Source organism: Serratia sp. AKBS12 (assembly GCF_024793895.1).
Taxonomy (GTDB): Bacteria; Pseudomonadota; Gammaproteobacteria; order Enterobacterales; family Enterobacteriaceae; genus Serratia_F.
Map to the genome: position 1 here is coordinate 1,600,933 of NZ_JANUSB010000015.1, position 22,534 is coordinate 1,623,466.

Here is a 22,534-nt window from a genome sequence, read left to right on the forward strand (position 1 = left end):
GTCGCCAGCAGCGCGGAAATTGTCCAACCCATTGTAAATTCGGCGATTTAAACAATTAGTTACAGCGTCACCCATTCCATTACTGTGCAAATCCCCATATACTGGATAAATTACCAGTTTAGCATCCGGAATTGCAACAGCATGACTGCGGAAGGACATCTTATTTTTTCTGTCGCTTGCGCGATCTTCGCCAAGAAAGCAGAAGTGACACCGGTGCTGGCCAACGGCGACTGGTGGCACATCATACCCGCAGCCTTGCTGACGTCTTTATTACCGGATATCGATCATCCCAAATCGGTGCTTGGCCAACGCTTGCGCTGGGTAGCGATCCCCATCGCACGTGCCTTCGGCCATCGTGGCTTTACCCACAGCCTGTTGGCCATCGTCGGCGGCGTGATGCTGTTCAACCTCGATGTACCGCGCAGTTGGCCTATCCCCCCCGATGTCTTGCATGCCATGATCATCGGCTACTTTAGCCATCTGCTGGCTGACATGCTTACTCCCGCCGGCGTTCCCCTGTTATGGCCCTGCCGCTGGCGTTTTCGCCTGCCGCTGCTAAATTCACAAAAGGGCAATCAGCTGGAACGTGTCCTGTGTCTTTGTCTAGTCGCTTTTGCCATCTACTGGCAAGGAGACTGCACCATTCCGGTGCAGTCATATTTTGAGCAGTTAAAAAATATTAGACTGTGATCACGAAATTTCGGTGTTTTTATATCCATAGTGGCGAATTATCGAGCAAAAAATTACCGTGAGTTATATCACATTCGATTTGGATATAAGGATGGTGCCGCGCAAACTGATACCATATCGTCATCGCTACATCGTGGTGCGTAGCCATTTTTAAACTATAAAAAAGATATTGGAGACACGGGGATGAATCTACCGCTCGTAATTAACGTGCTGGTTTTTGTCGCCCTCCTTTTGCTGTTGGCGCAAACTCGCCATAAGCAATGGAGTCTGGCAAAAAAAGTTCTGGTCGGTTTGGTGGTTGGCGTGGTGTTTGGCCTCGCATTGCAACTGATCTATGGCGCAGACAATCCGCTACTGAAAGAATCCATTGGCTGGTTCAACATCGTCGGTAACGGCTATGTGCAACTGCTGCAAATGATCGTGATGCCGCTGGTGTTTGTCTCAATTCTGAGCGCCGTCGCCAAACTGCATAATGCGTCATCATTGGGCAAAATCAGCGTGCTGACCATTGGTACCCTGCTGTTTACCACGCTGATCGCCGCGTTGGTCGGGGTGTTGGTAACCAATCTGTTCGGCCTGACCGCCGAAGGACTGGTGCAAGGTACGCAAGAAAGCGCACGTCTGTCGGCAATTCAGAGTAACTATGTCGGAAAAGTGGCCGATCTGACGGTGCCACAGCTGATACTGTCGTTCGTGCCGAAGAATCCGTTTGCCGATCTGACCGGCGCCAGCCCAACCTCAATCATCAGCGTGGTGATCTTCGCCGCCTTCCTCGGCGTCGCGGCACTGCAATTAATGAAAGACGATCAGGCCAAAGGCCAACGCGTACTGAATGCCATTGACACTCTGCAGTCCTGGGTGATGAAACTGGTGCGTCTGGTGATGAAACTGACCCCGTACGGCGTCATGGCGCTGATGACCAAAGTGGTCGCTGGTTCCAACATTCACGATATCATCAAGCTGGGCAGCTTTGTGGTTGCCTCCTATCTGGGGCTGGCGATCATGTTCGCAGTACATGCGCTGCTGCTGTCGTTCACCGGCGTTAATCCGGCGAAGTTCTTCCGCAAGGTCTGGCCGGTGATCACCTTCGCCTTTACCAGCCGCTCCAGCGCCGCCAGCATCCCGCTTAACGTGGAAGCGCAAACGCGCCGTCTGGGTGTGCCAGAGTCGATTGCCAGCTTCTCCGCCTCGTTCGGAGCCACCATTGGCCAGAACGGCTGTGCCGGCCTGTATCCGGCCATGCTGGCGGTAATGGTTGCCCCTACCGTCGGCATCAACCCGCTGGATCCGTTATGGATCGCCACGCTGGTTGGCATCGTCACGCTCAGCTCGGCCGGCGTTGCTGGCGTGGGTGGTGGCGCGACCTTTGCCGCGCTAATCGTGCTGCCGGCGATGGGTCTGCCGGTGACGCTGGTCGCACTGCTGATTTCGGTTGAACCGCTGATTGACATGGGTCGTACCGCGTTGAACGTCAGTGGTTCTATGACCGCCGGCACCATCACCAGCCAGTTGATGAAGCAAACTGACAAAAGCATCATGAACAGCGAAGACGAAGCGGAACTGGTTCATCAATAACCTTGCCCGCTGCAATAAAAAACCGGCGCAATCGCCGGTTTTTTTATGTCTGTCTGCCGCCTCTCGCGGGTTACAGGGCACCGCACCGTCAGAACGGGTAATCGTGATAACCCTGCTGTTGCGAGATAATACGCGCGGCGTTGTGTAGCTGCCGAACGTAATCGGATTTCGCATCTTCCGAAAAACGAATGGTCGGGAAGGAGATGCTCAGCCCGGCAATCACCACGCCGAAACGGTCAAACACCGGTACCGCGATGCAACGCAGCCCTTCTTCCTGCTCTTCGATATCCTCGCCAAACCCTTGCGCGCGAACTTTATCCAGCACTGGCAGCAGGTCTGCGGCGCTGGTAATGGTATGCTGGGTACTGCGGGTAAACTCCACCTGAGACAGGATATCGTTCACCTCCGTACGGTCACGCCATGCCAGCAACACCTTGCCGATGGCGGTACTGTGCAACGGATTACGGCGGCCGATGCGCGAATACATGCGCAGGTTATACAGGGAGTCGATTTTATGGATATATACGATACTGTCTTCATCCAGCGCTCCCAGGTGAATGGTTTCACGGGTGTGGTTGGACAGCTCACGCATTTGAATGTCGGCGCTGCGGATCAGATCGACATTTTGCAGCGACTTGGCGCCCAGTTCGAACAGCTTGAGGGTGAGAGAATACTTTTCCGATTCCCCTTCCTGCGCCACATAACCCAGCGACTTCATGGTTTGCAGGAAACGGTAGACGGTGCTTTTGGACATCATCACCCGCTGAGACAGTTCGGTAATGCCGATCTCGCGCTCCTCGCCCAGTGCCTGCAAGATACCGAACACCTTGAGCACCGATGAAACAGAATCCGGTTGTTTATCTAGATCTGCGTTAGCCATGGTCAATCCTACTCACCTATTTCTGTTTTAAGAAATTTGAACAATAGTTTCAGTATAAGCGGAACAATCCGCGCTACGCAATGGATGCCAAGGAATAATCTGCTACTCATCGCCGTTTACAATTGCCGGATAAATGGCAGATGAATTCGGCAATAAAACTGTTAGCATGGTCACCTTTTCAGAGTTTACTCATTCTCAATACTATGACGCGTTCCTGCACCGACGGTTTGCCCGTCCCACAGCGCTACGGGGCGATCCTGGCCATTGCTCTCGGCATTACCGTTTCCGTGCTCGATGGCGCGATTGCCAATGTGGCGCTACCGACCATTGCCCGCGATCTCAACGCCAGCCCCGCCAGTTCAATCTGGGTCGTCAATGCCTATCAGTTGGCGATTACCATATCGCTGCTGTCGCTGGCTTCACTGGGAGATTTAATTGGCTATCGACGCATTTATCAGACCGGCCTGCTGGTCTTCAGCATTACCTCGCTGTTTTGCGCCCTGTCCGATTCACTACTCACCCTGACCATCGCCCGCATATTGCAAGGCTTTGGCGCGGCGGCGATCATGAGCGTCAATACCGCGCTGATCCGTATTATTTATCCGCAGCGTTTTCTTGGCCGAGGCATCGGCATCAACTCGCTGATCGTCGCCTTCGCATCTGCCGCCGGCCCTACGGTGGCCGCAGCGATCCTGTCGCTGGCATCGTGGCAATGGTTGTTCGCCATCAATCTGCCGATTGGCATTGTCGCCTTGCTGCTAGGCATGCGCTATTTGCCGGCCAACGGTCAGAAGAGCAGCCAACAGCGCTTTGATCCGCTCAGCTCAGTGATGAACGCCTTGACGTTCGGTTTATTGATCACCGCCATCGGTGGCGTGGCGCAGGGGCAAAGCCCGTGGCTGATTGCCACTGAAATGGCAGCGCTGTTGCTGATTGGCTTCTTCTTCGTGCGCCGCCAACTGCGCCAGGAGTCCCCACTGCTGCCGGTAGATTTGCTGCGTATCCCGATCTTTGCGCTGTCGATGGGGACCTCCATTTGCTCTTTTGCCGCACAAATGCTGGCAATGGTGTCGCTGCCGTTCTTCCTGCAAGGCGCATTGGGGCGTGACGAAGTAGCTACCGGGCTATTGCTGACGCCGTGGCCCTTGGCGATTATCGTCATGGCGCCGCTGGCCGGACGGCTGGTGGAGCATATTCACGCCGGTCTGCTGGGTGGTATTGGGCTGGCAGTGTTTGCGCTCGGGCTGTTCCTGTTGGCTCTGTTACCGCCGAACCCACACGATCTGGATATTATCTGGCGCATGGTATTGTGTGGCGCAGGCTTTGGACTGTTCCAGTCACCAAACAACCACACCATTATTTCTTCCGCACCGCGCCACCGCAGCGGCGGCGCCAGCGGCATGCTGGGCACCGCGCGCCTGCTGGGGCAAACGACTGGCGCTGCGCTGGTGGCGCTGATGTTCAACCTGTTCCCCGCCAGCGGGACCCACGCGGCGTTGCTGCTGGCCGGTAGCTTCGCCACCCTGGCCGCCATGGTCAGTTGCCTGCGCATGACGCAATCCCCCGCCGGCACGGTTGAATCGAGTGCCAAATAGCAGATATAAAAAACCCCGGTTGCCCGGGGTTTTCTGTTTATATCCTGGCTTAACCCTACTTCAGGTATTGCCCGGAACGCAGCGCTTCAATACGCTTGTCCAGCGGCGGGTGCGACATGAACAATTCGCTGAATGTCTTGGATTTGCCGTTGATGCAGAATGCCATCATGCTGCCCGCTTCCTGCGGTTCGTAGCTGGTTTTCAGCCGTTGCAGTGCGGCAATCATTTTCTCGCGACCGACCAGTTTGGCGGAGCCGGCATCAGCATAAAACTCACGGTGACGCGAGAACCACATGGTGATGATACTCGCCAAAATCCCGAACACCAGCTCCAGCACCATTGATACCGCGAAGTAGATCATCGGGTTGCCGTTGCTTTCGCCTTCACCGTCCCGGTTGCCCAGAAAGCCGGCGGCCACCTGCGCCAACAGGCGGGAAATAAAGATAACGAAGGTGTTCACGATACCCTGGATCAAGGTCATGGTCACCATGTCGCCGTTGGCCACATGGCTGATTTCGTGTGCGATAACCGCTTCCGCTTCGTCACGGCTCATGTTTTGCAACAGACCGGTGCTGACGGCAACCAGCGAGGCATCGCGACGTGCGCCAGTGGCAAATGCGTTGATATCCGGCGCATGATAGATAGCCACCTGCGGCATGGCGATTTCTGCCTGCTGCGACTGACGACGCACGGTTTCCAACAGCCAGTTTTCGGTTTCGTTACGCGGTTGTTCAATCACTTCCCCGCCGACGGAACGCAGCGCCATCCATTTGGACATCAGCAGAGAAACAAACGCACCGCCGAAGCCGAACAGACCAGCCATGATCATCAGGCCCTGAACGCTACTGGACTGGATTCCTGTCAGGCTGAGCACCAGCCCGAAAACCAACATCACCGCCAGGTTGGTGAGCAGGAACAGAGCTATACGCATCATAAAATATTTACTTCCTCATAAATGTTAACAAAACGCTGCTTGGGATACCCAGATCGTATGGGCATCTGTCACAGTTTCAAGCGTTGTCCGCCATTAACCCACTAAAAATACGAAACTTTACAAAAACGACGCTTTTTACCAGTTCCGTAAATTGTAAACGATTGTTGCGAATAATGGTGGGTTTTTATCGTGGTTATCGGGAGTGGCATATCGTTGACGAAAAGTGTGCCATTGTGGGCCACAAGTAGCAAAGCAGGCATAATCCATAGGAATGGTGATGGCTTTATGTTCGCATCGGTATACTATTGCCGCTCGGGCAATCGCCACTTTTAGCGTCCATTTATGCCAGGCTATTATGATGGCATATCTGACAGCAAATCATGCCCGCGGATATTTACCGGGGCAAAGCAAAAATAAAGCCAAAGCATGCGCCGTTCATCGGCGCTGGTCAAGCGGCTGACAATAATCAACAAGCGGCTGGACGTTATCCGTAAAGACATGCAAAACAAGCGACTGAGAGCATAGCGTTATGATACGCAGCTGAGGGTTGGTACGTTTAGCCGGAGTAGTTTCGACTTTCTCGCTGGCCTCGGGATTTACTCAATGGCCGGATGTTCTGTTTATCGTCAATTGCCTGATGATCGTCGCTTGGGCTCATGGCGAATGGGATTGGCAACGATCAAAAAACGATTAAATCATCCCTGCACGGCTAACGCCAAATTCCAGTACGAAAAAACGCACCCGAAGGTGCGTTTTTGCTTTCTGCCAGCGCCGCGTTATTTGGTGGCGGCTGCCGGTTGTGAAGCGGGCTGATCTTTCTCAAGATGAGACAGTTCCAAGGCGATATGCACCGTTTCATCCAGGTACGGATCCGGCTCCTGGTAATCCTTTGGCAAGGCATCCAGCGATTTCAACGGTTTCTTGCCGGCACGTTCCAGACGATCGTTGATACGCTGTAAGCGGGTCGCATCGTCGTCGTGGTTCTCTTTCTCGCGCTGGGCCAGATTGAGCGAAACGATGTTGCGTTTGTCCTTCAGCGCCTTGTAATGAGCGATGTCTTGCGCGATGTACTGGAACTCGGGATTTTTGGCGATGCGCTGCTGATGGTCATTCAGCAGTTCAGGCACAAATGGCTTCATATCGCCGACCTTGGTATAGGTGGCGGCGTTGATGCTGTCCCACGGCATGGCGTTGTCCTCAAAGCTTTCGCCGGTTTCCGCCGGATCGACACCGGTTGGCATCAGGATATCAGGCGTGACGCCCTTACGCTGGGTGCTGCCGCCGTCAACGCGGTAGAACTTCTGAATGGTGTATTGCACCGAGCCCAGCGCCGGCCATTCAGGGCGCAGCATCTGATCGTAGATACGGTTCAGTGAACGATATTGCTGCACGGTGCCTTTACCAAACGTCGGCTCACCAACGACCAGCGCACGGCCGTAGTCCTGCATTGCCGCCGCGAAAATCTCCGAAGCCGAGGCACTGAAGCGATCAACCAGCACCACCAGCGGGCCTTTGTAGTAGGTCACGCCATCGGTGTCGGCATCTTCCCGAATCTTGCCGTTGTTGTCACGCACCTGCACCACCGGACCGCTCGGAATAAACAGACCGGACAGCGAGACGGCTTCGGTCAGCGCGCCGCCGCCGTTGGCGCGCAGATCGATGATCACGCCCTTGACGTTCTGCTTGGCCATCTTCTGCAACTGGACTTTGACGTCATCGGTCAGGCCAACGTAGAAGCCGGGAATATCCAGCACTGCAATCTTTTCCTTGCCGACGGTTTTGACGGTCATCTTCACCGCACGGTCTTCCAGGCGAATGCGCTCACGGGTCAGCGTGACCACGCGCGTCTTGGTGCCCTTGCCGGCCGGCAGGATTTCCAGGCGCACCTTGCTGCCCTTCGGTCCCTTGATCAGTGAAACAACGTCGTCCAGACGCCAGCCGATGACGTCCACCATTGCCTTACCGGCCTGACCGACGCCGACAATCCGATCGCCAACGGTGATCGATTTGCTCTTCGCCGCCGGACCGCCAGGCACCATCGAATTGATCAGGGTGTAGTCGTCGTCCATTTGCAACACCGCACCGATACCTTCCAGCGACAGGCTCATTTCGGTATTAAACTGTTCGGTATTGCGTGGCGACAGATAGTTGGTATGTGGGTCGATTTCATGCGCAAAGGCATTCATCGCCAGTTGGAACACGTCTTCGCTGTTGCTTTGCGTCAGGCGTTTGATGGCGAACTGATAGCGCTTGGTCAGCGTTTCGCGAATCTCCTTGTCGCTCTTGCCGGTCAGCTTGAGGTTCAGTTGGTCATATTTGACCTTGGCATCCCACAGACGATCGAGTTCGGCCTTGTCTTTGGGCCACGGCGCTTTGCCGCGGTCGATATCAATAGTGTCATTGCCGGTAAAGCTCATTGGCTTTCCCAGCAACGACAAGGCATAAGTGTAACGCTCAAAACGGCGTTTCTGCGCCAGATTAAACAGCGCATAAGGCGTATCCAACTTACCGGTCTTCAGCTCGTCACCAAACGACTGGCGCTTATCGGCGAACTGCGCTACATCGGATGCCAGCAACACGTTGTGGCTGTAATCCAGCATGTTCAGATAGCGATCGAAGATCTTGCCGGAAAATTCGGCATCAAGGGCGAATTGACGGTAATGGGAGCGAGTAAAGCGCGATGTTACGCGCTCACTCACTGTTGCATGCTGCGGTTCCTGATGCAGCTGCGGCAGTTGGTCGATGCGGATGTTGGCGGTATCCGCACCGTAACTGACGCCAGCCCACATCAAGGCAGCGACTGCCGTTAATCTGACTAATTTGTTCATGCCTTGGTTGGCCTCCGTATCAGAACTGCAAGTGTTCTGCGCGCACAATCATCGCCAGACCGGAAGAGAGCTGCACACGTACGCCATCTTTAGCGATTTCGAGTACGGTTGCATCCATCGCGCTCTTACCTGCTCTGACTTTGATTTCCTGGCCAATTTGCAGTTTAGAGATATCCGTAACGGGCACATGAGGCTGCTGGTTTTCCTCTTTTGCGGCACGAGGTTGACGAGCTTGCTGCGGGCGAGTTTGTGGACGTGGCTTGCGGCCTTCCGGTGCAGCGCCGCCTTCACGACGAGCGGCAGGTTTTTTACCGGCTGGACGCGGACGACGAGGCTCAGCGGCTGCGGATTCGCCGGCGGCTTCACGTTTTTTGGCGTTTTGTTCGGCACGCTGTGCCTGAACGCGCGCTTTGGCTTCTTCAAGCTGTTGGCGAGCATGGTCGACATGCTGCTGCTCGAGCTCGCCGCACGGGTTACCGTCCAGGTCAACACGCTGTGCGCCGACTTTGATGCCATACAGGTAACGCCAGCTAGAGGTATACAGGCGCAGTGCAGAACGCAATTGCGTCTTGCTCAGATTCTCTTCCCCCTGCACGCGCTCCACCAGATCCTGAAAAATACCGATTTTAAGCGGACGAGCTTCGCCTTCGGCGCTAAAGCAGAGCGGAAAACGCTCGGCAAGAAAAGCAATAACTTCTTTACTAGAGTTCAACTTAGGTTGATTTTCCATGAAATTTCCTGATTACAACGGTGTTGCCAACAAGCCGCAGGCATGAACAGGCGCCATTATAATGACGCCATCGCTAAATGCCACGTTAACCGTAGATCAACTTGCTGCTACAGTGACGTATTTCGCACAATTACACTGTTCCAGTTGCGCGCAAAGCCCCGCCACCACTGCTTTCAGGCCTAATTCGTCGTGCTCGTCGAACCGTTGATAAACTGTGCTGTCGAGATCCAGAACGCCGATCACCTGGCCGCCAACCACCAGCGGCAGCACGATTTCGGCGTTGCTGGCGGCGTCACAGGCGATATGGCCGGGAAACGCATGCACATCGCCGACGCGCTGAATGCGGTTTTCTGCTGCGGCGGTGCCACAGACCCCTTTGCCCAGCGGAATGCGCACGCAGGCAATTTTACCCTGGAACGGCCCAAGCACCAGCTGCTTGCCGTCCATCAGGTAAAAGCCGGCCCAGTTGACCTCGTCCAGCCGCTCATTGATCAGCGCGCTGGCATTGGCAAGCGCCGCGATGAAATGGGTTTCGCCGTCAAGTAGCGCCACCAGATCGCGTTTTAATTCCGCGTAGAATTGTTCTTTTGTCATGTAGTAACCATTAACACTCTGTAGATAGCCTTAAGCTCGAGGCTTAGCCCCTATAAAATAAGCATTAAATGCGTATAGTCACAAGGTTAATCATCTGTTGCTTCACAAAACCCTGCCCGACAGGGTATGTTTGCCAGCCAGAAACCCCGTTTACCTGCTTTGCCGCCTTCCTTTATAACACGATGGCAAAGACGGCGTTATTTTCCAGCTACGCTAAATAGACCTGCGGGCTAAAGAGCAGTTTTGATGATGAAGATACACGCGATCACCGGCCCGCTAAGCACAGCGCGCCACCAGCGCTGCTGCGAATGCGACCTGCTGTTTACCCTGCCGCCACTGGCGGGCAACCAGGCCGCTTATTGCCCGCGCTGCAATGCCAAAGTGGTCAACGGCCGCGATTGGTCGATGACCCGGCTGACGGCGCTGGCGGTAACCATGCTGCTGCTGATGCCGTTCGCCTTCACCGAACCGCTGATCGGCATTCGCCTGCTCGGCAGCCACATTCACGCCAGCATGCTGGAGGGCGTCTGGCAGATGAGTCGCCAGGGCGACCCGATCACCGCCAGCATGGTGGCATTTTGCACCATAGGCGCGCCGCTGACGCTGGTGCTGTCGCTGCTGTATCTGCGTATCGGTCATCGGCTAGGCATGAACCTGCGCCCGGTGTTGCTGATGCTGGAACGGCTGAAAGAGTGGATCATGCTGGATATTTATCTGATCGGCATGGCGGTAGCGACGATAAAAGTCAAAGAGTATGCCGACATCGAGGCCGGCAGCGCGTTGATTGCCTATCTCTGTCTGACGTTACTCAGCATCCTGACCCTGATTCATATGAACCTGGAGCAACTGTGGGAACGCTATTACCCGCAGCAACAGCCGCAAGGTGCGCCGTCGGCGTTGCACGTCTGTTTATCCTGCCATTACACCGGCTACCCCGATTCGCGCGGCCGTTGCCCGCGCTGTCATATTGTCATGTGCCGCCGCCAGCCCTACAGCCTGCAAAAAACCTGGGCGGCACTGATTGCGGCGATGATCCTGCTGATCCCGGCCAACCTGCTGCCGATCTCGATTATCTATGCCAACGGCGCGCGAATGGAGGATACTATCTTTTCCGGCGTAGTCTCGCTGGCGACCTCGGGCAATATTCCGATTGCCGCGATTGTGTTTATCGCCAGCGTACTGGTGCCGTTTACCAAGGTCATCGTGCTGATCACCCTGCTGTTCAGCATCCATTTCAAAACCTCGCACAGCCTGAAGACACGCATTCGGCTGCTGCGTCTGGTGAGGTGGATTGGCCGCTGGTCAATGCTCGATCTGTTTGTCATTGCGCTGATGATGTCGCTGGTAAATCGCGACCAATTATTATCATTTACTATGGGGCCGGCAGCCTTTTACTTTGGGTCTGCGGTCATTTTGACTATTCTTGCCGTTGAGTGGCTGGATAGCCGATTGATTTGGGATGCACATGCAACAGGAAACGCCGAATACGACGACTGAAGCGCGGGTCAAACACAAGCGCCGCATTTCACCCTTCTGGTTATTGCCATTTATCGCCCTGCTGATTGCCGGCTGGCTGGTGTATAACAATTTCCAGGAGCGCGGCACCACCGTCACCATTGATTTCCAGTCGGCCGCCGGCATCGTGGCCGGGCGCACGCCGGTGCGCTATCAGGGCGTCGACGTCGGTACCGTGCAGACCATCAGCCTGAGCAAGGATCTGCGTAAAATCGTGGTGGAAGCCAGTATAAAAAGCGATCTGGAAGATTCGCTGCGCGACGGCACCCAGTTCTGGCTGGTGACGCCCAAAGCCTCGCTGGCCGGCGTTTCCGGGCTCGATGCGCTGGTCGGCGGCAACTACATCGGCATGATGCCGGGCGGCGGACAGCCACAGACTCACTTTACGGCGCTCGATACCCAGCCGAAATACCGTCTGAACACCGGTGAACTGATGCTGCACCTGCATGCCGACGATCTCGGCTCGCTCAACACCGGCTCGCTGGTCTATTACCGCAAGATCCCTGTGGGCAAGGTGTATGACTACACCATCGCCGACGGCAACAAGGGGGTGACCATTGACGTGCTTATCGATCGTCGTTTCGCCAACCTGGTGAAGGACAACAGCCGTTTCTGGAACGTTTCCGGCTTTAAGGGCGACTTCAGCCTGGCCGGCGCCTCGGTGCAAATGGAAAGCCTGGCCGCGTTGGTGAATGGTGCCATCGCCTTCGATTCGCCGCCACAGGGAAAACAGGCCAAGGCCGAACAGAATTACACCCTCTATCCCGATCTGGCGCACAGTCAGCGCGGCGTCAACATCACCCTCGATCTGCCTAGTGGTAAAAACCTGAGTGAAAACCACACGCCGCTAATCTATCAAGGACTGCAGGTCGGCACCCTGACCAAATTGACGTTGCAGCCCGACAGTAAGGTCACCGGCGAACTGACCATCGACCCGTCGGTGGTGGATCTGATGCGCAGCGGTACGCGTATTGCCATGCGCAGCCCACGCATCAGCCTGAACGACGCCAAACTGAGCCAGTTGCTGACCGGCAACACGCTGGAACTGATCCCCGGCGACGGCGAGCCACAACAGCATTTCAACGTGCTGGACAGCAGTGAAACGCTGCTACAACAGCCAGGGGTACTCACCGTCTCGCTGACGGCGCCGCAGAGCTACGGCATTGACGTCGGCCAACCGCTGATCGTACACGGCATTCGAGTCGGCCAGATCCTCAGCCGCACCCTGACCGACGATGGCGTCAACTTCCGCGCGGCGATCGAAGCGCAATACCGTGCACTGATACACAAGGACAGCAAGTTCGTGGTCAATAGCCGGGTAGACGTCAAGCTGGGTCTCGACGGTATGGAGGTACTTGGCGCCAGCGCGCAGGAGTGGATCGACGGTGGCGTGCGCATCATACCGGGCAGCAAGGGCGAACCGGCGACGCAGTACCCGCTCTATAGCAATGCGGAACGCGCCGAAGCAGGCATCATCGGCAACAAGCCCAAGCCGACCCTGACGTTGACCGCCAACAGCCTGCCGGACGTGCAAACCGGTTCGGTAGTGCTATACCGCAAATTCCAGGTAGGCGAAATCGTCGACGTCAGGCCTAAGGCAAACGAATTCGACGTCGATATCTATATCAGCCCGGAATATCGCAAGTTGCTGACCAATCAGACCATTTTCTGGGCCGAAGGCGGAGCCAAGGTGCAGCTCAGCGGCAGCGGGCTGACGGTACAGGCATCGCCGCTCAACCGAGCGTTGAAAGGCGCCATCAGCTTCGACAATTTGCAGGGCGTGACGCTGGACAAAGGCAGCAAACGACTGCTGTATGCCAACGAAACCGCCGCGCGTGCGGTGGGTAGCCAGATTACGCTCCGCACCTACGACGCCAGCAAGCTGTCGCCAGGCATGCCGATTCGTTATCTGGGTATCGACATTGGCCAGGTCGAGTCGCTGAAACTGGCGCCGGAACGCAACGAAGTGCTGGCGAAGGCGGTACTGTATCCAGAATATGTCGATACCTTCGCCCGTTTTGGCACTCGCTTCTCGGTGGTCTCACCGGAAATCTCCGCCGCAGGCGTCAGCAACCTCGATACCCTGCTGCAACCGTACATCAACGTCGAACCGGGTCGCAGCGGACGCGCCCTGCGCACCTTCGAACTCCAGGAAGCCACCATTACCGACTCACGCTACATGGACGGCCTGAACGTGGTGCTCGATGCGGCAGAAACCGGCTCGCTGCAAATCGGTACGCCGGTGCTGTTCCGCGGCATCGAGGTGGGTACCGTGACCGGTTTCTATCTGGGAGCGATGTCCGATCGCGTTCACGTCGCCTTGCGTATCAGCAAGAAGTACCAGCACCTGGTGCGTAATAACAGCGTGTTCTGGCTGGCGTCCGGCTACAATCTGCAATTTGGCCTGACCGGCGGCGTGATCAAGAGCGGTACCTTCCAACAGTTCATTCGCGGCGGTATTGCCTTCGCGACGCCACCGACCATTCCATTGGCGCCGCAAGCCAACGCCGGCAAGCACTTCCTGCTGACGGCGGAGGAGCCGAAAGACTGGAAGCAATGGGGAACGGCGATCCCGCGCAATTAACCCCACCTGACGGCAGGGCTGCCACCGCGCGGCCCTGCCCATACTCTCTGGCCATCGCTTTATGTTACACTGCCGCCCTCATTTTGACCGTCCATAAGAGTTACCCGTGGCCAAACCTGCTAGCGTATTTCTGCCCCCTGCCTTTCTCGACGCCACGCGCGCGATCATGCCCGCCGAACTGTCGATGGAGGATTTCATCGCCGCCTGCCAACGCCCGCTACGCCGCAGCATACGCGTCAATACGCTGAAAATCAGCGTTGGCGACTTCCTGGCGCTGGTGCAGAACTACGGCTGGCAACTGGAGCCGATCCCATGGTGCGCAGAAGGTTTCTGGCTCACCCGCGACGACGACGCGCTGCGACTTGGCAGCGCAGCGGAACACCTGAGCGGCCTGTTCTACATTCAGGAAGCCAGCTCCATGCTGCCGGTCAGCGCGCTGTTCAGCGCAAACGACGAAACGCCCCGTCGCGTACTGGACGTCGCGGCCGCTCCCGGCTCCAAAACCACCCAGATCGCCGCATTGATGAATAACCGTGGCGGCATTGTAGCCAATGAATACTCCGCCAGCCGCGTCAAGGTACTCCATGCCAACGTCAGTCGCTGTGGAGTGAAAAACGCCGCCCTGACTCACTTTGACGGCCGGGTGTTCGGCGCTGCGCTACCGGAGGCCTTTGACGCCATCCTGCTGGACGCTCCCTGCTCTGGCGAGGGGGTGGTGCGCAAGGATCCCGACGCCATGAGCAACTGGTCGCCGGAAAGCGTGCACAGCATTGCCGAAACGCAACGCCAACTGATCGACAGCGCCTTCCATGCGCTGGCACCCGGTGGCGTGATGGTTTACTCCACCTGTACGCTCAATGCGCAGGAAAATCAGCAGGTGATTAACAGCCTGTTGGCCAACTATGGCTCGGCGGTAAGCGTAGAACCGCTGGGCGACCTGTTCCCTGGTGCGCACCAGGCCTTGACCGCCGAAGGTTTCCTGCACGTATTCCCGCAAATCTATGACAGCGAAGGGTTCTTTGTCGCACGCCTGCGCAAGCACCATGCGGTTGCCCCGCTGCCAAAGCCAGGCTATAAGGTGGGCAAATTCCCCTTCTCACCGCTGTCCGGCAAAGACGGTGCCCTGGTGCAACAGGCGGCGGCAGCCGTTGGCCTGAACTGGGATCGGCATGACCATCGGCTTTGGGCGCGCGATAAGGAAATCTGGTTATTCCCGGCCGAGCTGGAGCCGCTGATCGGCAAGGTGCGCTTCTCACGTATTGGCCTGAAACTGGCAGAACGCTTCCCGAAAGGCTTCCGCTGGCAACACGAGGCGGTGCTGGCATTGGCCGATGGCCACGGGAAACTGGCCTTTGAGCTGGACGCCGCGCTGGCGCAGGAGTGGTTTCACGGCCGCGACCTGTATCCCGATCGGCCGCCGCAGGGTGATGAATGCATCGTCACCTATCAGCATCAACCGTTGGGCATCGCCAAACGTATCGGCAGCCGGATCAAAAACAATCTGCCGCGTGAACTGGTGCGTGACGGCGTACTGGATTTCCATCAGTAACTTCCCTCCGGCGGCAATCTCGATATCTTGCCGCCGACTCACTTTCTGCTCCGTATGATTATTTCAATTTATATTATTTATTCCGTATCAATTTAATTCTCCCCCCTTGGTTATTTGCCTTAATTCCACCTGGAAAGATTTTTGTGTCTGACACAGACTTTTACCGTTTCTTAATCTATTAATTAAAGTGTACAAAAAATGTCATACGCCGGTTGCCAGCCGCAGCCGTCAACGTTGGTTATTTTTTTAAACATTTCACAGCAAGGGTAATTTATGAAAAAAATCTTGGCGACGCTGTGTTCAGCGGCGACGGCAATCTGCATCTTTCCGCTGCAGGCAGGCACCATTCAAGGCAATCTAGGCGTCAGCCTGACCATCGGCGCCGGCTGCGTGGTGAATGGCGGTAACAGCGCCGGCTCCGTCAACGACTTCGGAGCGATAAATTTCGGCACCTATTCTTCCCTCGCTAATATCATCGATGCCAGTTCAAGCGGTAGCGGCGGCGCAGGTACGTTGGCGTTGGAATGTACCGACGGCACCGACTATACCGTCGCGCTGAATAACGGGCTTAACGCGACCGGTACGCAGCGGCGCATGGCCAGCACCGCCGGTGCCTTTATCAATTACAACCTGTACCGCGACGCTGCACATAGCCAGCCCTGGAATGATACCGACGGCACGCTGACCGGCACCGGCAGCGGCGCGGCACAACCGCTGATTGTCTATGGCCGCGTACCGGCGGCCTCCTCCACGCCGGCGGAAGGCGCTTATAACGATACGGTGACCATGACGGTGAGCTGGTAGGTGCGTCGAGCGGCGGTTGCCGCAGCGATGCTGGCATTCAGTCTCGGCGCATCGGCCGATAGCAAAAGCGCCAGCATTGGCGTCAGCGCCACGCTGGTCAATGCCTGCGAGGCCGGCAGCAACGCCGGCAGCAACGTAAATTTTGGCTCGTTGGATTTCGGCACGGTCTCTTTTCTGCATCGCGCGCTGACCACCACCGGCCAGCAAAATGCCGGTGCCATCAGGGTCAAATGCAACAGCGGCACTGGCTATGCGGTGTTACTGGGCGGCGGGCAAAGCGGGACCCCCACCGCCCGCTATTTGCAAAACGCCGCCGGACAGCGGGTGAACTACGGCCTCTATACCAGCGCCAGCTACAGCGTGGTGTGGGACGACCAGACCGGCGTCACCCAGGTCGCCAACGGACAAGATCAGTGGCTAGCGGTATATGGCCGCATCCCTGCACAAGCCACCCCAGCCACCGGCATTTATACCGACACGGTACAGGTGACGATAAATTGGTAGGCAAATACGGTATGGCCATCGCGCTGGGTCTGTGCTCGCTGGCGGCGTCTGCCGATACCGGCGTCAACGATCTGAGCAAAAGCCAGGCGTTTACCGTTAACGCGTCGGTGGTCAAAGGCTGCCTGCTGGGCAACGGCGCCAGCGATGCTACCACCTTCGGCAACCTGAATTTTGGCCAGGTAGCTACCCTGAGCGGCAACCTTAGCATCGTGTCGAGCGTCAACGCCGGATCGGTGGTGATGAAATGCAACCCAGGCCTGAGCGTCACGCTGACATTAGGCATCGGCAACCATGTTAGCGGCTCCGTCACCGGCGGACGCAAACTGCAAAAGGACGCCGGCACCGAAACGCTGGTTTACCAGCTCTACCAGGACAGCAACTACTCCATCATTTGGGGAGACGACAGCAACGGTGGTGCGGCACAACGGATCACCGCCTCCGGCAGTTCGCAGGAAATCAAGATTTATGCACGTTTGTTTGCGGCCAGTATCTTGCCCAGCAGTGGCATTTACAGAGATACGGTCTTGTTAACGGTCACCTATTAATTTTTGCAAAGGATAACAGTATGCGCATCCATGTTCGGCTACCGCTGGTGGTAGGTCTGTTGCTGGCCACTCAACAGCAGGCGCTTGCCGCCGCGTCCATTCTTATTTGGCCCATCGACCCGGTGATTGAAAGTCAGCAGCCGGCCAGCGCGCTGTGGCTGGAAAACCGTGACGCCAAACAGGTATATATGCAGATTCGCGTGCTGGGCTGGCAACAGACCGCGGGCGAGGATGACTACCGGATGCAAACCGAGGTGGTGGCCAGCCCGCCGGTTGCTACCATTGCCCCCGGCAAACGCCAGTTGATCCGCCTGATACGCCAGACGCCGGTACCGGCGGGTCAGGAGCGCGCCTATCGCATCTTGATCGATGAAGTACCGCTCAAGCAAGACGCGGAGCAGGCGCAAGGCGCGCAACTGGGCTTGAACTTCCAGATGCGCTATTCCGTACCGTTGTTCGTTAGCGGCGACGGCGTGTGGACCAAACAGGATTACCAGAGCCCACGTGATTATGCCAGCGCCTCGCAGCCAAAGCTGGCATATCGTCTACTGCAGCAAAATGGCAAACGCTGGCTGGAGGTGCGCAATCAGGGCCACGTACACGCCCGCCTGTCAAAAGTCACCCTGCAAGGCAAGACGCTGAACGCCGGTTTGCTGGGCTATGTGCTGCCTGGCTCGCAAATGCGCTTCCCGTTACCGGCGGCCACCGGCGTTGCCTCGGGCGAACTGCGCGCGCAGATTAACGACAACCAGCAGCCCGTTGCCATTCCCGCTTATTGAGTGGCAAACCGTTGCACACATTCATTCGCACTCGGCTTGCCGGCTGGGTTTGCTGCACGCTTGGCGGCCTGTGGCTGCCGGCTGCGATGGCCGATCGGCTGCCGCCTGCCCCCGCCAGTATCGTCATGCCTGACGCGACGCTATATCTGGAGCCGGTGGTGAACGGCCGGCAGACCGGTAACGTGGTACCGGTCAATTTTCGCGACGGTCATTATTATCTGACGCCGCAACAAATGCTCGACGCCGGGCTGCCGGTGGCCGATCGCCAGGCCACGGAAATTGCCGTAGATCGGCTTGCCGAGGTTAACGTGCGTTATAGCGGAGAGAGTCAGCAATTATTAATTGATATCCCCAATGACTGGTTGCCACGGCAGCATATTGCCGCCAACAACCCCGAGACGGCGATACAGGCCCACAGCAGTTTGGGATTTCTGTTTAACTATGACGTTTATGCCAGCCAGAACGGCAGCGCGGGTCAGCCGGGGCTGGTTTCTGCCTGGAGCGAACAGCGGCTGTTTGACGGTTTCGGCGTGATTGCCAATACCGGCATCCTGCGCCACGGTTTCAATGGCGACGGAGCCTCCCCGGACAGCGGCTATATGCGCTACGACAGTCAGTGGCGCTATACCGACGACAGACGCATGCTGAGCTATACCCTCGGCGATCTGGCCACCGGCGCATTGCCCTGGACCAGTGCCGTGCGGATTGGCGGGCTGCAACTGGCGCGTAACTTCGCTACCCGACCAGATTTGATCACCTATCCCTTGCCGCAATTTTCCGGTCAGGCCGCTCTGCCCACCAGCGTCGATCTGTATATCAACAGCTACAAGAACAGCTCGGTGGCGGTCAATCCAGGCCCGTTCACGCTGGATGCCATCCCCTATGTCAACGGCGCCGGGCAGGCAACGGTGGTAACCACCGATGCGCTTGGCCGTCAGGTGAGCACCGTGGTGCCCTTTTATGTCGCCAACACGCTACTCAAGGCCGGCAGCAGCGACTTCAACCTGGCCAGTGGCGCACTGCGCCGCAGCTATGGCATTCACTCGAGCGACTACGGCCAATGGGTCGCCAGCAGCAGCGGTCGTTACGGCGTCACTGATTGGCTGACGCTCGAGGGGCGTGCTGAAAGCGCCGCCGACTTACTGGTGACAGGCGTCGGCAGCGGCGTGCGCCTTGGCCACTGGGGGGTGTTGAACAGCTCCTACAGTTTCAGTCAGGCCGGTAACGGGGCGTTCGTCGACGGTCAGCCCACGCCGGTACTATCGTCAGATCAAATCAGTCCCCTCGATCAATATGGCAGCCATCACGGCGAGCAAACCAGTCTTGGCTATACCTATAGCAATGCGCGTTTCAGCCTTAATGCCCAGCGTATACTGCGCAGCGCGGGCTATGGCGACCTGGCAGCCTATAAAAGCCGTTACCGTCTCAGCCGCCGCAGCGATCAGCTCACCGGCAGCGTGGGGCTAGATCGGCTCGGCAGCGTTGGTGCCGGCTATTTTGACGTACGGGATACCATCGGCCAGCGCACCCGGCTGGTGAATTTTTCTTACAGCGTGGCGCTGTGGCGCAACATCAGTTTTTACGCCGCCATCAACCGCGAAATCGGCAGCAGAGGTTACAGCAGCCAATTGCAGTTAACCGTACCATTTGACAGTTGGGGTACCACCAGCGTCAGCGCCAGCCGTGACAGTAATAATCGCTGGAGCGAACGCGTCAGCTACAGCCGCGCTGCGCCGACCGACGGCGGGCTGGGCTGGAACCTGTCCTACGCCGACGGCCAGCATCATGACGGCGGCTATCGTCAGGCCGATGTCACCTGGCGCGCACGGCGTCTGGAAATGCGCGCCGGACTGTATGGCAATCAGCAGGATTATACCCGCTGGGGCGAAGTCAGCGGCGCGGTGGTAGCGATGAATGGCGGACTGTATTCCTCCAATACCATCAACGACGCCTTCGCACTGGTCTCAACCAACGGCTATGCCGGTATTCCGGTACGCTACGAGAACCAGCCGATCGGCGTCACCGACCGCAATGGTTACCTGCTGGTACCTACCGTCACTGCCTATTACCACGCAAAATTCCAGATAGATCCCTTGACGCTGCCGGCGGATGTCACGGTGCCGACGGTGGATAAAAGCGTGTCTATCCGCGAGCGCAGCGGCTATTTGGTAGATTTCCCGATCGACAAGATCGCCGCCGCCGACGTGCAACTGGTAGATGCCCAGGGCAAGCCGCTGGCCAATGGCAGCGTAGTGATGGTTATGGGCCAGCAGCAGCAAAGCTACGTTGGCTGGGATGGCATGACCTATCTGTCACCGGTAGCAAAACACACGCAACTACAGGTTGTTTCCGCCGACGACGGACAGCGTTGTACAGCACGGTTCAGTCTGACGACGGTACAGGGACTGCAGCGCGTCGGTCCTATCGTCTGTCGCTAAGATAAAGCAGGAGCGAAGATGAATATAGCATTCAAAGCGGCTTTATTGGCACTGACGCTGACCGCCGGACATCGGGCAATGGCCGATTGCGCGGTCAGCAATGGTATGGTCAATATCGGCAGCAACAGTTCGTTTGCGGTATACAATACCGCCTTGCGGGCACAGGGTACCGGCGGTTTGAACTGTTCCGGGCTGGGATTGACGCTGCTGACGCAGAATACCGTGTCGGTCAAGATCCTCTCGACCACCAACACCATGTTTCTTGCCAATACCGACGGATCAGGCGACAAAATTCCTTATCGCATCTACCCCGATGCCAACTACCAGTACCCTTACGTTGTCGGCCAGACCATTGATTACAGCTCACTGAACCTGCTCTCGCTGATCTTCGTGTCGTCGAGCATGACGATGCCGTTGTATATCCAGACCACCGCCGGCGCCAACGTGCGCGCCGGCACCTATAGCGACACAATTAACCTGAGCTGGACATATCGCATCTGCGGGTTGGGCCTGTTGGGCATTTGCCTGGCCTGGACAGGCACCGACGTGCCTGGCACGGTATCGGTCACTGCCGTCGTTACCAAGGACTGCCTGATCGGCAGCGCGCCAAACGTCAATTTTGGCAATATGGCGCTGGTCGGCCAGTTTAACGCCGTCACTCAGAGCATCACCCTGACCTGCACCAAAACCGAGGGCTACAACACCTATTTTACCAACGGCAATAATCAGCTCGGCGGCTGGCGGCAGATGAAAAACGGGACGGCGAATTTTTTGCAATACCAGATTTATTTGCCCAACTCCACCACCGTCTGGGACAGTAACAACAAGCAGAGCGGCGCAGGAACCGGGTTGAGTCAAAGTATCAGCTATAAGGCGGCGGTGAATGCGGCGCAAAGCGAAAGACCGGTGGGCGACTATCAGGACAACGTCAGTTTCGTGGTGGAATATTGAGCCCGGTTAGCCTGATGCCGGCAATTTTGCCAGGTTAAATTTTTACTGTGGCATTTTTTGCACCATTGACTATGCTCATTATGACGACCTCTAACTGGTCTTACCTCTTACGCCCCGCTTGAGCAAGGAGTCTTCATGAGTGTATCCGTAGTGAAAATAGGCAGCTTTGAGGTCGATGATGCATATTTGTCTACGTCGTCCGAACAGGCCGAAGGCAAAGGCATTCTGACCATCCCGTGTAAATCCGATCCTGATTTGTGCATGCAGTTGGACGGTTGGGACGAACATACCAGCATCCCGGCAGTACTGAATGGCAAACAATTACTGTTGTACAAACAGCATTACGATCGTCAGGCCGATGCCTGGGTAATGCGCGTGGCATGATGGCACGCAAGGAAAACGCGCTGTGTTTGCTACAAGACACAGCGCGTTTTTTTATGCCAGCGCGATGCCGCGCCCGGCGAAGAATCGCGCAAAGGCATCAAGTGACATCGTCACGTTCTCTCGCGTCGCCAGGCTATCTCCCGAGGGATTATGAAACCGCAACGTGGTACCGTCTGCCGCGGTTACCAGCACCAGATGCCCGCCTTTATGCGGCGGCGTCTGGTGCGGTTGGCGGATAGACGGATGCACCGAGGCCATGAAATAACGTCGGGATGCCAGTAACGACGGTAATTGCTGGGCACTGAGTTCGACGTGCACCTGTGCCGGCAGCCCAAACTGTTCCCCAACATAGTGAACGAACGGCGCGTAGATCAGTCCCTTGATGCTATCGCCCTGACGCTGATAGGCCCCATACGGCAAACTGCGTCGCGCCAGTTCCAACACCGGCGGCGCCACGCCGTCACGATCGCGCAGCACCATGTTCAGGCAAGCCATGCCGCAGACGTGATTGGCCCACTCACAGTATTCTGCCTGCGTCAGCGCCCCGCTGCGCGCCCAGTTGCGGTCGTCGGCCAGCCGGGCATCGCCGGCTATCAGCTGCGCCGCCAGTTCCGGCGTTGCCCACTGGCAGCAATAAGGTACCGGGTTCATCACC

At 56.9% G+C, this 22,534-nt stretch carries 19 protein-coding genes; 13 read left to right on the forward strand and 6 right to left on the reverse strand.

All coding sequences use genetic code 11. The features are described from left to right. Nucleotides 1-141: 141 nt before the first annotated feature. Both NYE85_RS17385 and NYE85_RS17390 read left to right on the forward strand, forming a co-directional pair. Complete coding sequence (locus tag NYE85_RS17385) at nt 142-690, forward strand: metal-dependent hydrolase (RefSeq protein ID WP_259005973.1); 549 nt, start codon at nt 142-144, stop codon at nt 688-690. A gap of 183 nt (nt 691-873) precedes the next feature. Next, on the forward strand, nt 874-2,265 hold the full coding sequence (locus NYE85_RS17390; RefSeq protein ID WP_259005974.1) for an L-cystine transporter: 1,392 nt from the start codon (nt 874-876) through the stop codon (nt 2,263-2,265). Nucleotides 2,266-2,353: 88 nt separating this feature from the next. Here NYE85_RS17390 and kdgR read toward each other — a convergent pair whose 3' ends face one another. Next, nucleotides 2,354-3,145, reverse strand: a complete 792-nt coding sequence (gene kdgR, locus NYE85_RS17395; RefSeq protein WP_259005975.1) for a DNA-binding transcriptional regulator KdgR — start codon at nt 3,143-3,145, stop codon at nt 2,354-2,356. A gap of 203 nt (nt 3,146-3,348) precedes the next feature. Here kdgR and NYE85_RS17400 point away from each other — a divergent pair, with 203 nt between their 5' ends. Beyond that, entirely contained in the window at nt 3,349-4,740 is a 1,392-nt protein-coding gene (locus tag NYE85_RS17400) for an MFS transporter (protein WP_259006361.1), read from the forward strand. 55 nt (nt 4,741-4,795) lie between these two features. Here the strand turns inward: NYE85_RS17400 and htpX are convergent, their stop codons facing one another. From htpX to NYE85_RS17420, 4 genes are all read right to left on the reverse strand, one after another. Beyond that, complete coding sequence (gene htpX, locus NYE85_RS17405; RefSeq protein ID WP_259005976.1) at nt 4,796-5,674, reverse strand: protease HtpX; 879 nt, start codon at nt 5,672-5,674, stop codon at nt 4,796-4,798. 776 nt (nt 5,675-6,450) lie between these two features. After that, nucleotides 6,451-8,502 carry a carboxy terminal-processing peptidase gene (prc, locus tag NYE85_RS17410; RefSeq protein ID WP_259005977.1) on the reverse strand — a complete coding sequence of 684 codons (2,052 nt, stop codon included), beginning with the start codon at nt 8,500-8,502 and terminating at the stop codon, nt 6,451-6,453. 19 nt (nt 8,503-8,521) lie between these two features. Further along, the gene (gene proQ / locus NYE85_RS17415; RefSeq protein WP_259005978.1) at nt 8,522-9,232 is read right to left on the reverse strand and encodes an RNA chaperone ProQ; all 711 of its coding nucleotides are present in this window, start codon (nt 9,230-9,232) and stop codon (nt 8,522-8,524) included. A 96-nt stretch (nt 9,233-9,328) separates the two neighbouring features. Then, the gene (locus tag NYE85_RS17420; protein WP_259005979.1) at nt 9,329-9,826 is read right to left on the reverse strand and encodes a GAF domain-containing protein; all 498 of its coding nucleotides are present in this window, start codon (nt 9,824-9,826) and stop codon (nt 9,329-9,331) included. A 249-nt stretch (nt 9,827-10,075) separates the two neighbouring features. Here NYE85_RS17420 and yebS point away from each other — a divergent pair, with 249 nt between their 5' ends. The 10 genes from yebS (at nt 10,076) to NYE85_RS17470 (ending at nt 21,879) form a co-directional block, all read left to right on the forward strand. Continuing rightward, nucleotides 10,076-11,323, forward strand: a complete 1,248-nt coding sequence (gene yebS, locus NYE85_RS17425; RefSeq protein ID WP_259006362.1) for a membrane integrity lipid transport subunit YebS — start codon at nt 10,076-10,078, stop codon at nt 11,321-11,323. Continuing rightward, a complete protein-coding gene (locus tag NYE85_RS17430) occupies nt 11,292-13,925 on the forward strand; it encodes a PqiB family protein (protein ID WP_259005980.1) in 2,634 nt (877 codons plus the stop codon). The genes yebS and NYE85_RS17430 overlap by 32 nt, the downstream gene beginning before the upstream one ends. A gap of 106 nt (nt 13,926-14,031) precedes the next feature. Next, a complete protein-coding gene (rsmF, locus tag NYE85_RS17435; protein WP_259005981.1) occupies nt 14,032-15,474 on the forward strand; it encodes a 16S rRNA (cytosine(1407)-C(5))-methyltransferase RsmF in 1,443 nt (480 codons plus the stop codon). A 273-nt stretch (nt 15,475-15,747) separates the two neighbouring features. Continuing rightward, nucleotides 15,748-16,278, forward strand: coding sequence for a spore coat U domain-containing protein (locus NYE85_RS17440; protein ID WP_259005982.1), 531 nt, complete (start codon nt 15,748-15,750; stop codon nt 16,276-16,278). Next, entirely contained in the window at nt 16,279-16,782 is a 504-nt protein-coding gene (locus NYE85_RS17445; protein ID WP_259005983.1) for a spore coat U domain-containing protein, read from the forward strand. Between the two features lie 11 nt (nt 16,783-16,793). Further along, entirely contained in the window at nt 16,794-17,327 is a 534-nt protein-coding gene (locus tag NYE85_RS17450; RefSeq protein ID WP_309600878.1) for a spore coat U domain-containing protein, read from the forward strand. 20 nt (nt 17,328-17,347) lie between these two features. Continuing rightward, the gene (locus NYE85_RS17455; RefSeq protein WP_259005985.1) at nt 17,348-18,106 is read left to right on the forward strand and encodes a molecular chaperone; all 759 of its coding nucleotides are present in this window, start codon (nt 17,348-17,350) and stop codon (nt 18,104-18,106) included. 125 nt (nt 18,107-18,231) lie between these two features. Next, nucleotides 18,232-20,544: a fimbria/pilus outer membrane usher protein gene (locus NYE85_RS17460; RefSeq protein ID WP_259006363.1), complete on the forward strand. Its 2,313-nt coding sequence runs from the start codon at nt 18,232-18,234 to the stop codon at nt 20,542-20,544. A gap of 18 nt (nt 20,545-20,562) precedes the next feature. Then, nucleotides 20,563-21,495 (forward strand): spore coat protein U domain-containing protein, encoded by a 933-nt coding sequence (locus NYE85_RS17465; RefSeq protein WP_259005986.1) that lies wholly within the window; start codon nt 20,563-20,565, stop codon nt 21,493-21,495. A 135-nt stretch (nt 21,496-21,630) separates the two neighbouring features. Next, nucleotides 21,631-21,879: a DUF1480 family protein gene (locus tag NYE85_RS17470; protein WP_004963781.1), complete on the forward strand. Its 249-nt coding sequence runs from the start codon at nt 21,631-21,633 to the stop codon at nt 21,877-21,879. 51 nt (nt 21,880-21,930) lie between these two features. Here NYE85_RS17470 and NYE85_RS17475 read toward each other — a convergent pair whose 3' ends face one another. Next, nucleotides 21,931-22,530, reverse strand: coding sequence for a hypothetical protein (locus NYE85_RS17475; RefSeq protein ID WP_259005987.1), 600 nt, complete (start codon nt 22,528-22,530; stop codon nt 21,931-21,933). Nucleotides 22,531-22,534: the final 4 nt, after the last annotated feature.

Bases quoted from the DNA above. Each gene is read 5' to 3' on its own strand.
- kdgR (WP_259005975.1), bottom strand. From the start codon at position 3,145: ATGGCTAACGCAGATCTAGATAAACAACCGGATTCTGTTTCATCGGTG.
- htpX (WP_259005976.1), bottom strand. From the start codon at position 5,674: ATGATGCGTATAGCTCTGTTCCTGCTCACCAACCTGGCGGTGATGTTG.
- NYE85_RS17440 (WP_259005982.1), top strand. From the start codon at position 15,748: ATGAAAAAAATCTTGGCGACGCTGTGTTCAGCGGCGACGGCAATCTGC.
- NYE85_RS17460 (WP_259006363.1), top strand. From the start codon at position 18,232: ATGCCTGACGCGACGCTATATCTGGAGCCGGTGGTGAACGGCCGGCAG.
- NYE85_RS17430 (WP_259005980.1), top strand. From the start codon at position 11,292: ATGCAACAGGAAACGCCGAATACGACGACTGAAGCGCGGGTCAAACAC.
- NYE85_RS17385 (WP_259005973.1), top strand. From the start codon at position 142: ATGACTGCGGAAGGACATCTTATTTTTTCTGTCGCTTGCGCGATCTTC.
- NYE85_RS17400 (WP_259006361.1), top strand. From the start codon at position 3,349: ATGACGCGTTCCTGCACCGACGGTTTGCCCGTCCCACAGCGCTACGGG.
- NYE85_RS17390 (WP_259005974.1), top strand. From the start codon at position 874: ATGAATCTACCGCTCGTAATTAACGTGCTGGTTTTTGTCGCCCTCCTT.
- NYE85_RS17420 (WP_259005979.1), bottom strand. From the start codon at position 9,826: ATGACAAAAGAACAATTCTACGCGGAATTAAAACGCGATCTGGTGGCG.
- NYE85_RS17450 (WP_309600878.1), top strand. From the start codon at position 16,794: ATGGCCATCGCGCTGGGTCTGTGCTCGCTGGCGGCGTCTGCCGATACC.
- NYE85_RS17455 (WP_259005985.1), top strand. From the start codon at position 17,348: ATGCGCATCCATGTTCGGCTACCGCTGGTGGTAGGTCTGTTGCTGGCC.
- NYE85_RS17475 (WP_259005987.1), bottom strand. From the start codon at position 22,530: ATGAACCCGGTACCTTATTGCTGCCAGTGGGCAACGCCGGAACTGGCG.
- proQ (WP_259005978.1), bottom strand. From the start codon at position 9,232: ATGGAAAATCAACCTAAGTTGAACTCTAGTAAAGAAGTTATTGCTTTT.
- NYE85_RS17465 (WP_259005986.1), top strand. From the start codon at position 20,563: ATGAATATAGCATTCAAAGCGGCTTTATTGGCACTGACGCTGACCGCC.
- yebS (WP_259006362.1), top strand. From the start codon at position 10,076: ATGAAGATACACGCGATCACCGGCCCGCTAAGCACAGCGCGCCACCAG.
- prc (WP_259005977.1), bottom strand. From the start codon at position 8,502: ATGAACAAATTAGTCAGATTAACGGCAGTCGCTGCCTTGATGTGGGCT.
- NYE85_RS17470 (WP_004963781.1), top strand. From the start codon at position 21,631: ATGAGTGTATCCGTAGTGAAAATAGGCAGCTTTGAGGTCGATGATGCA.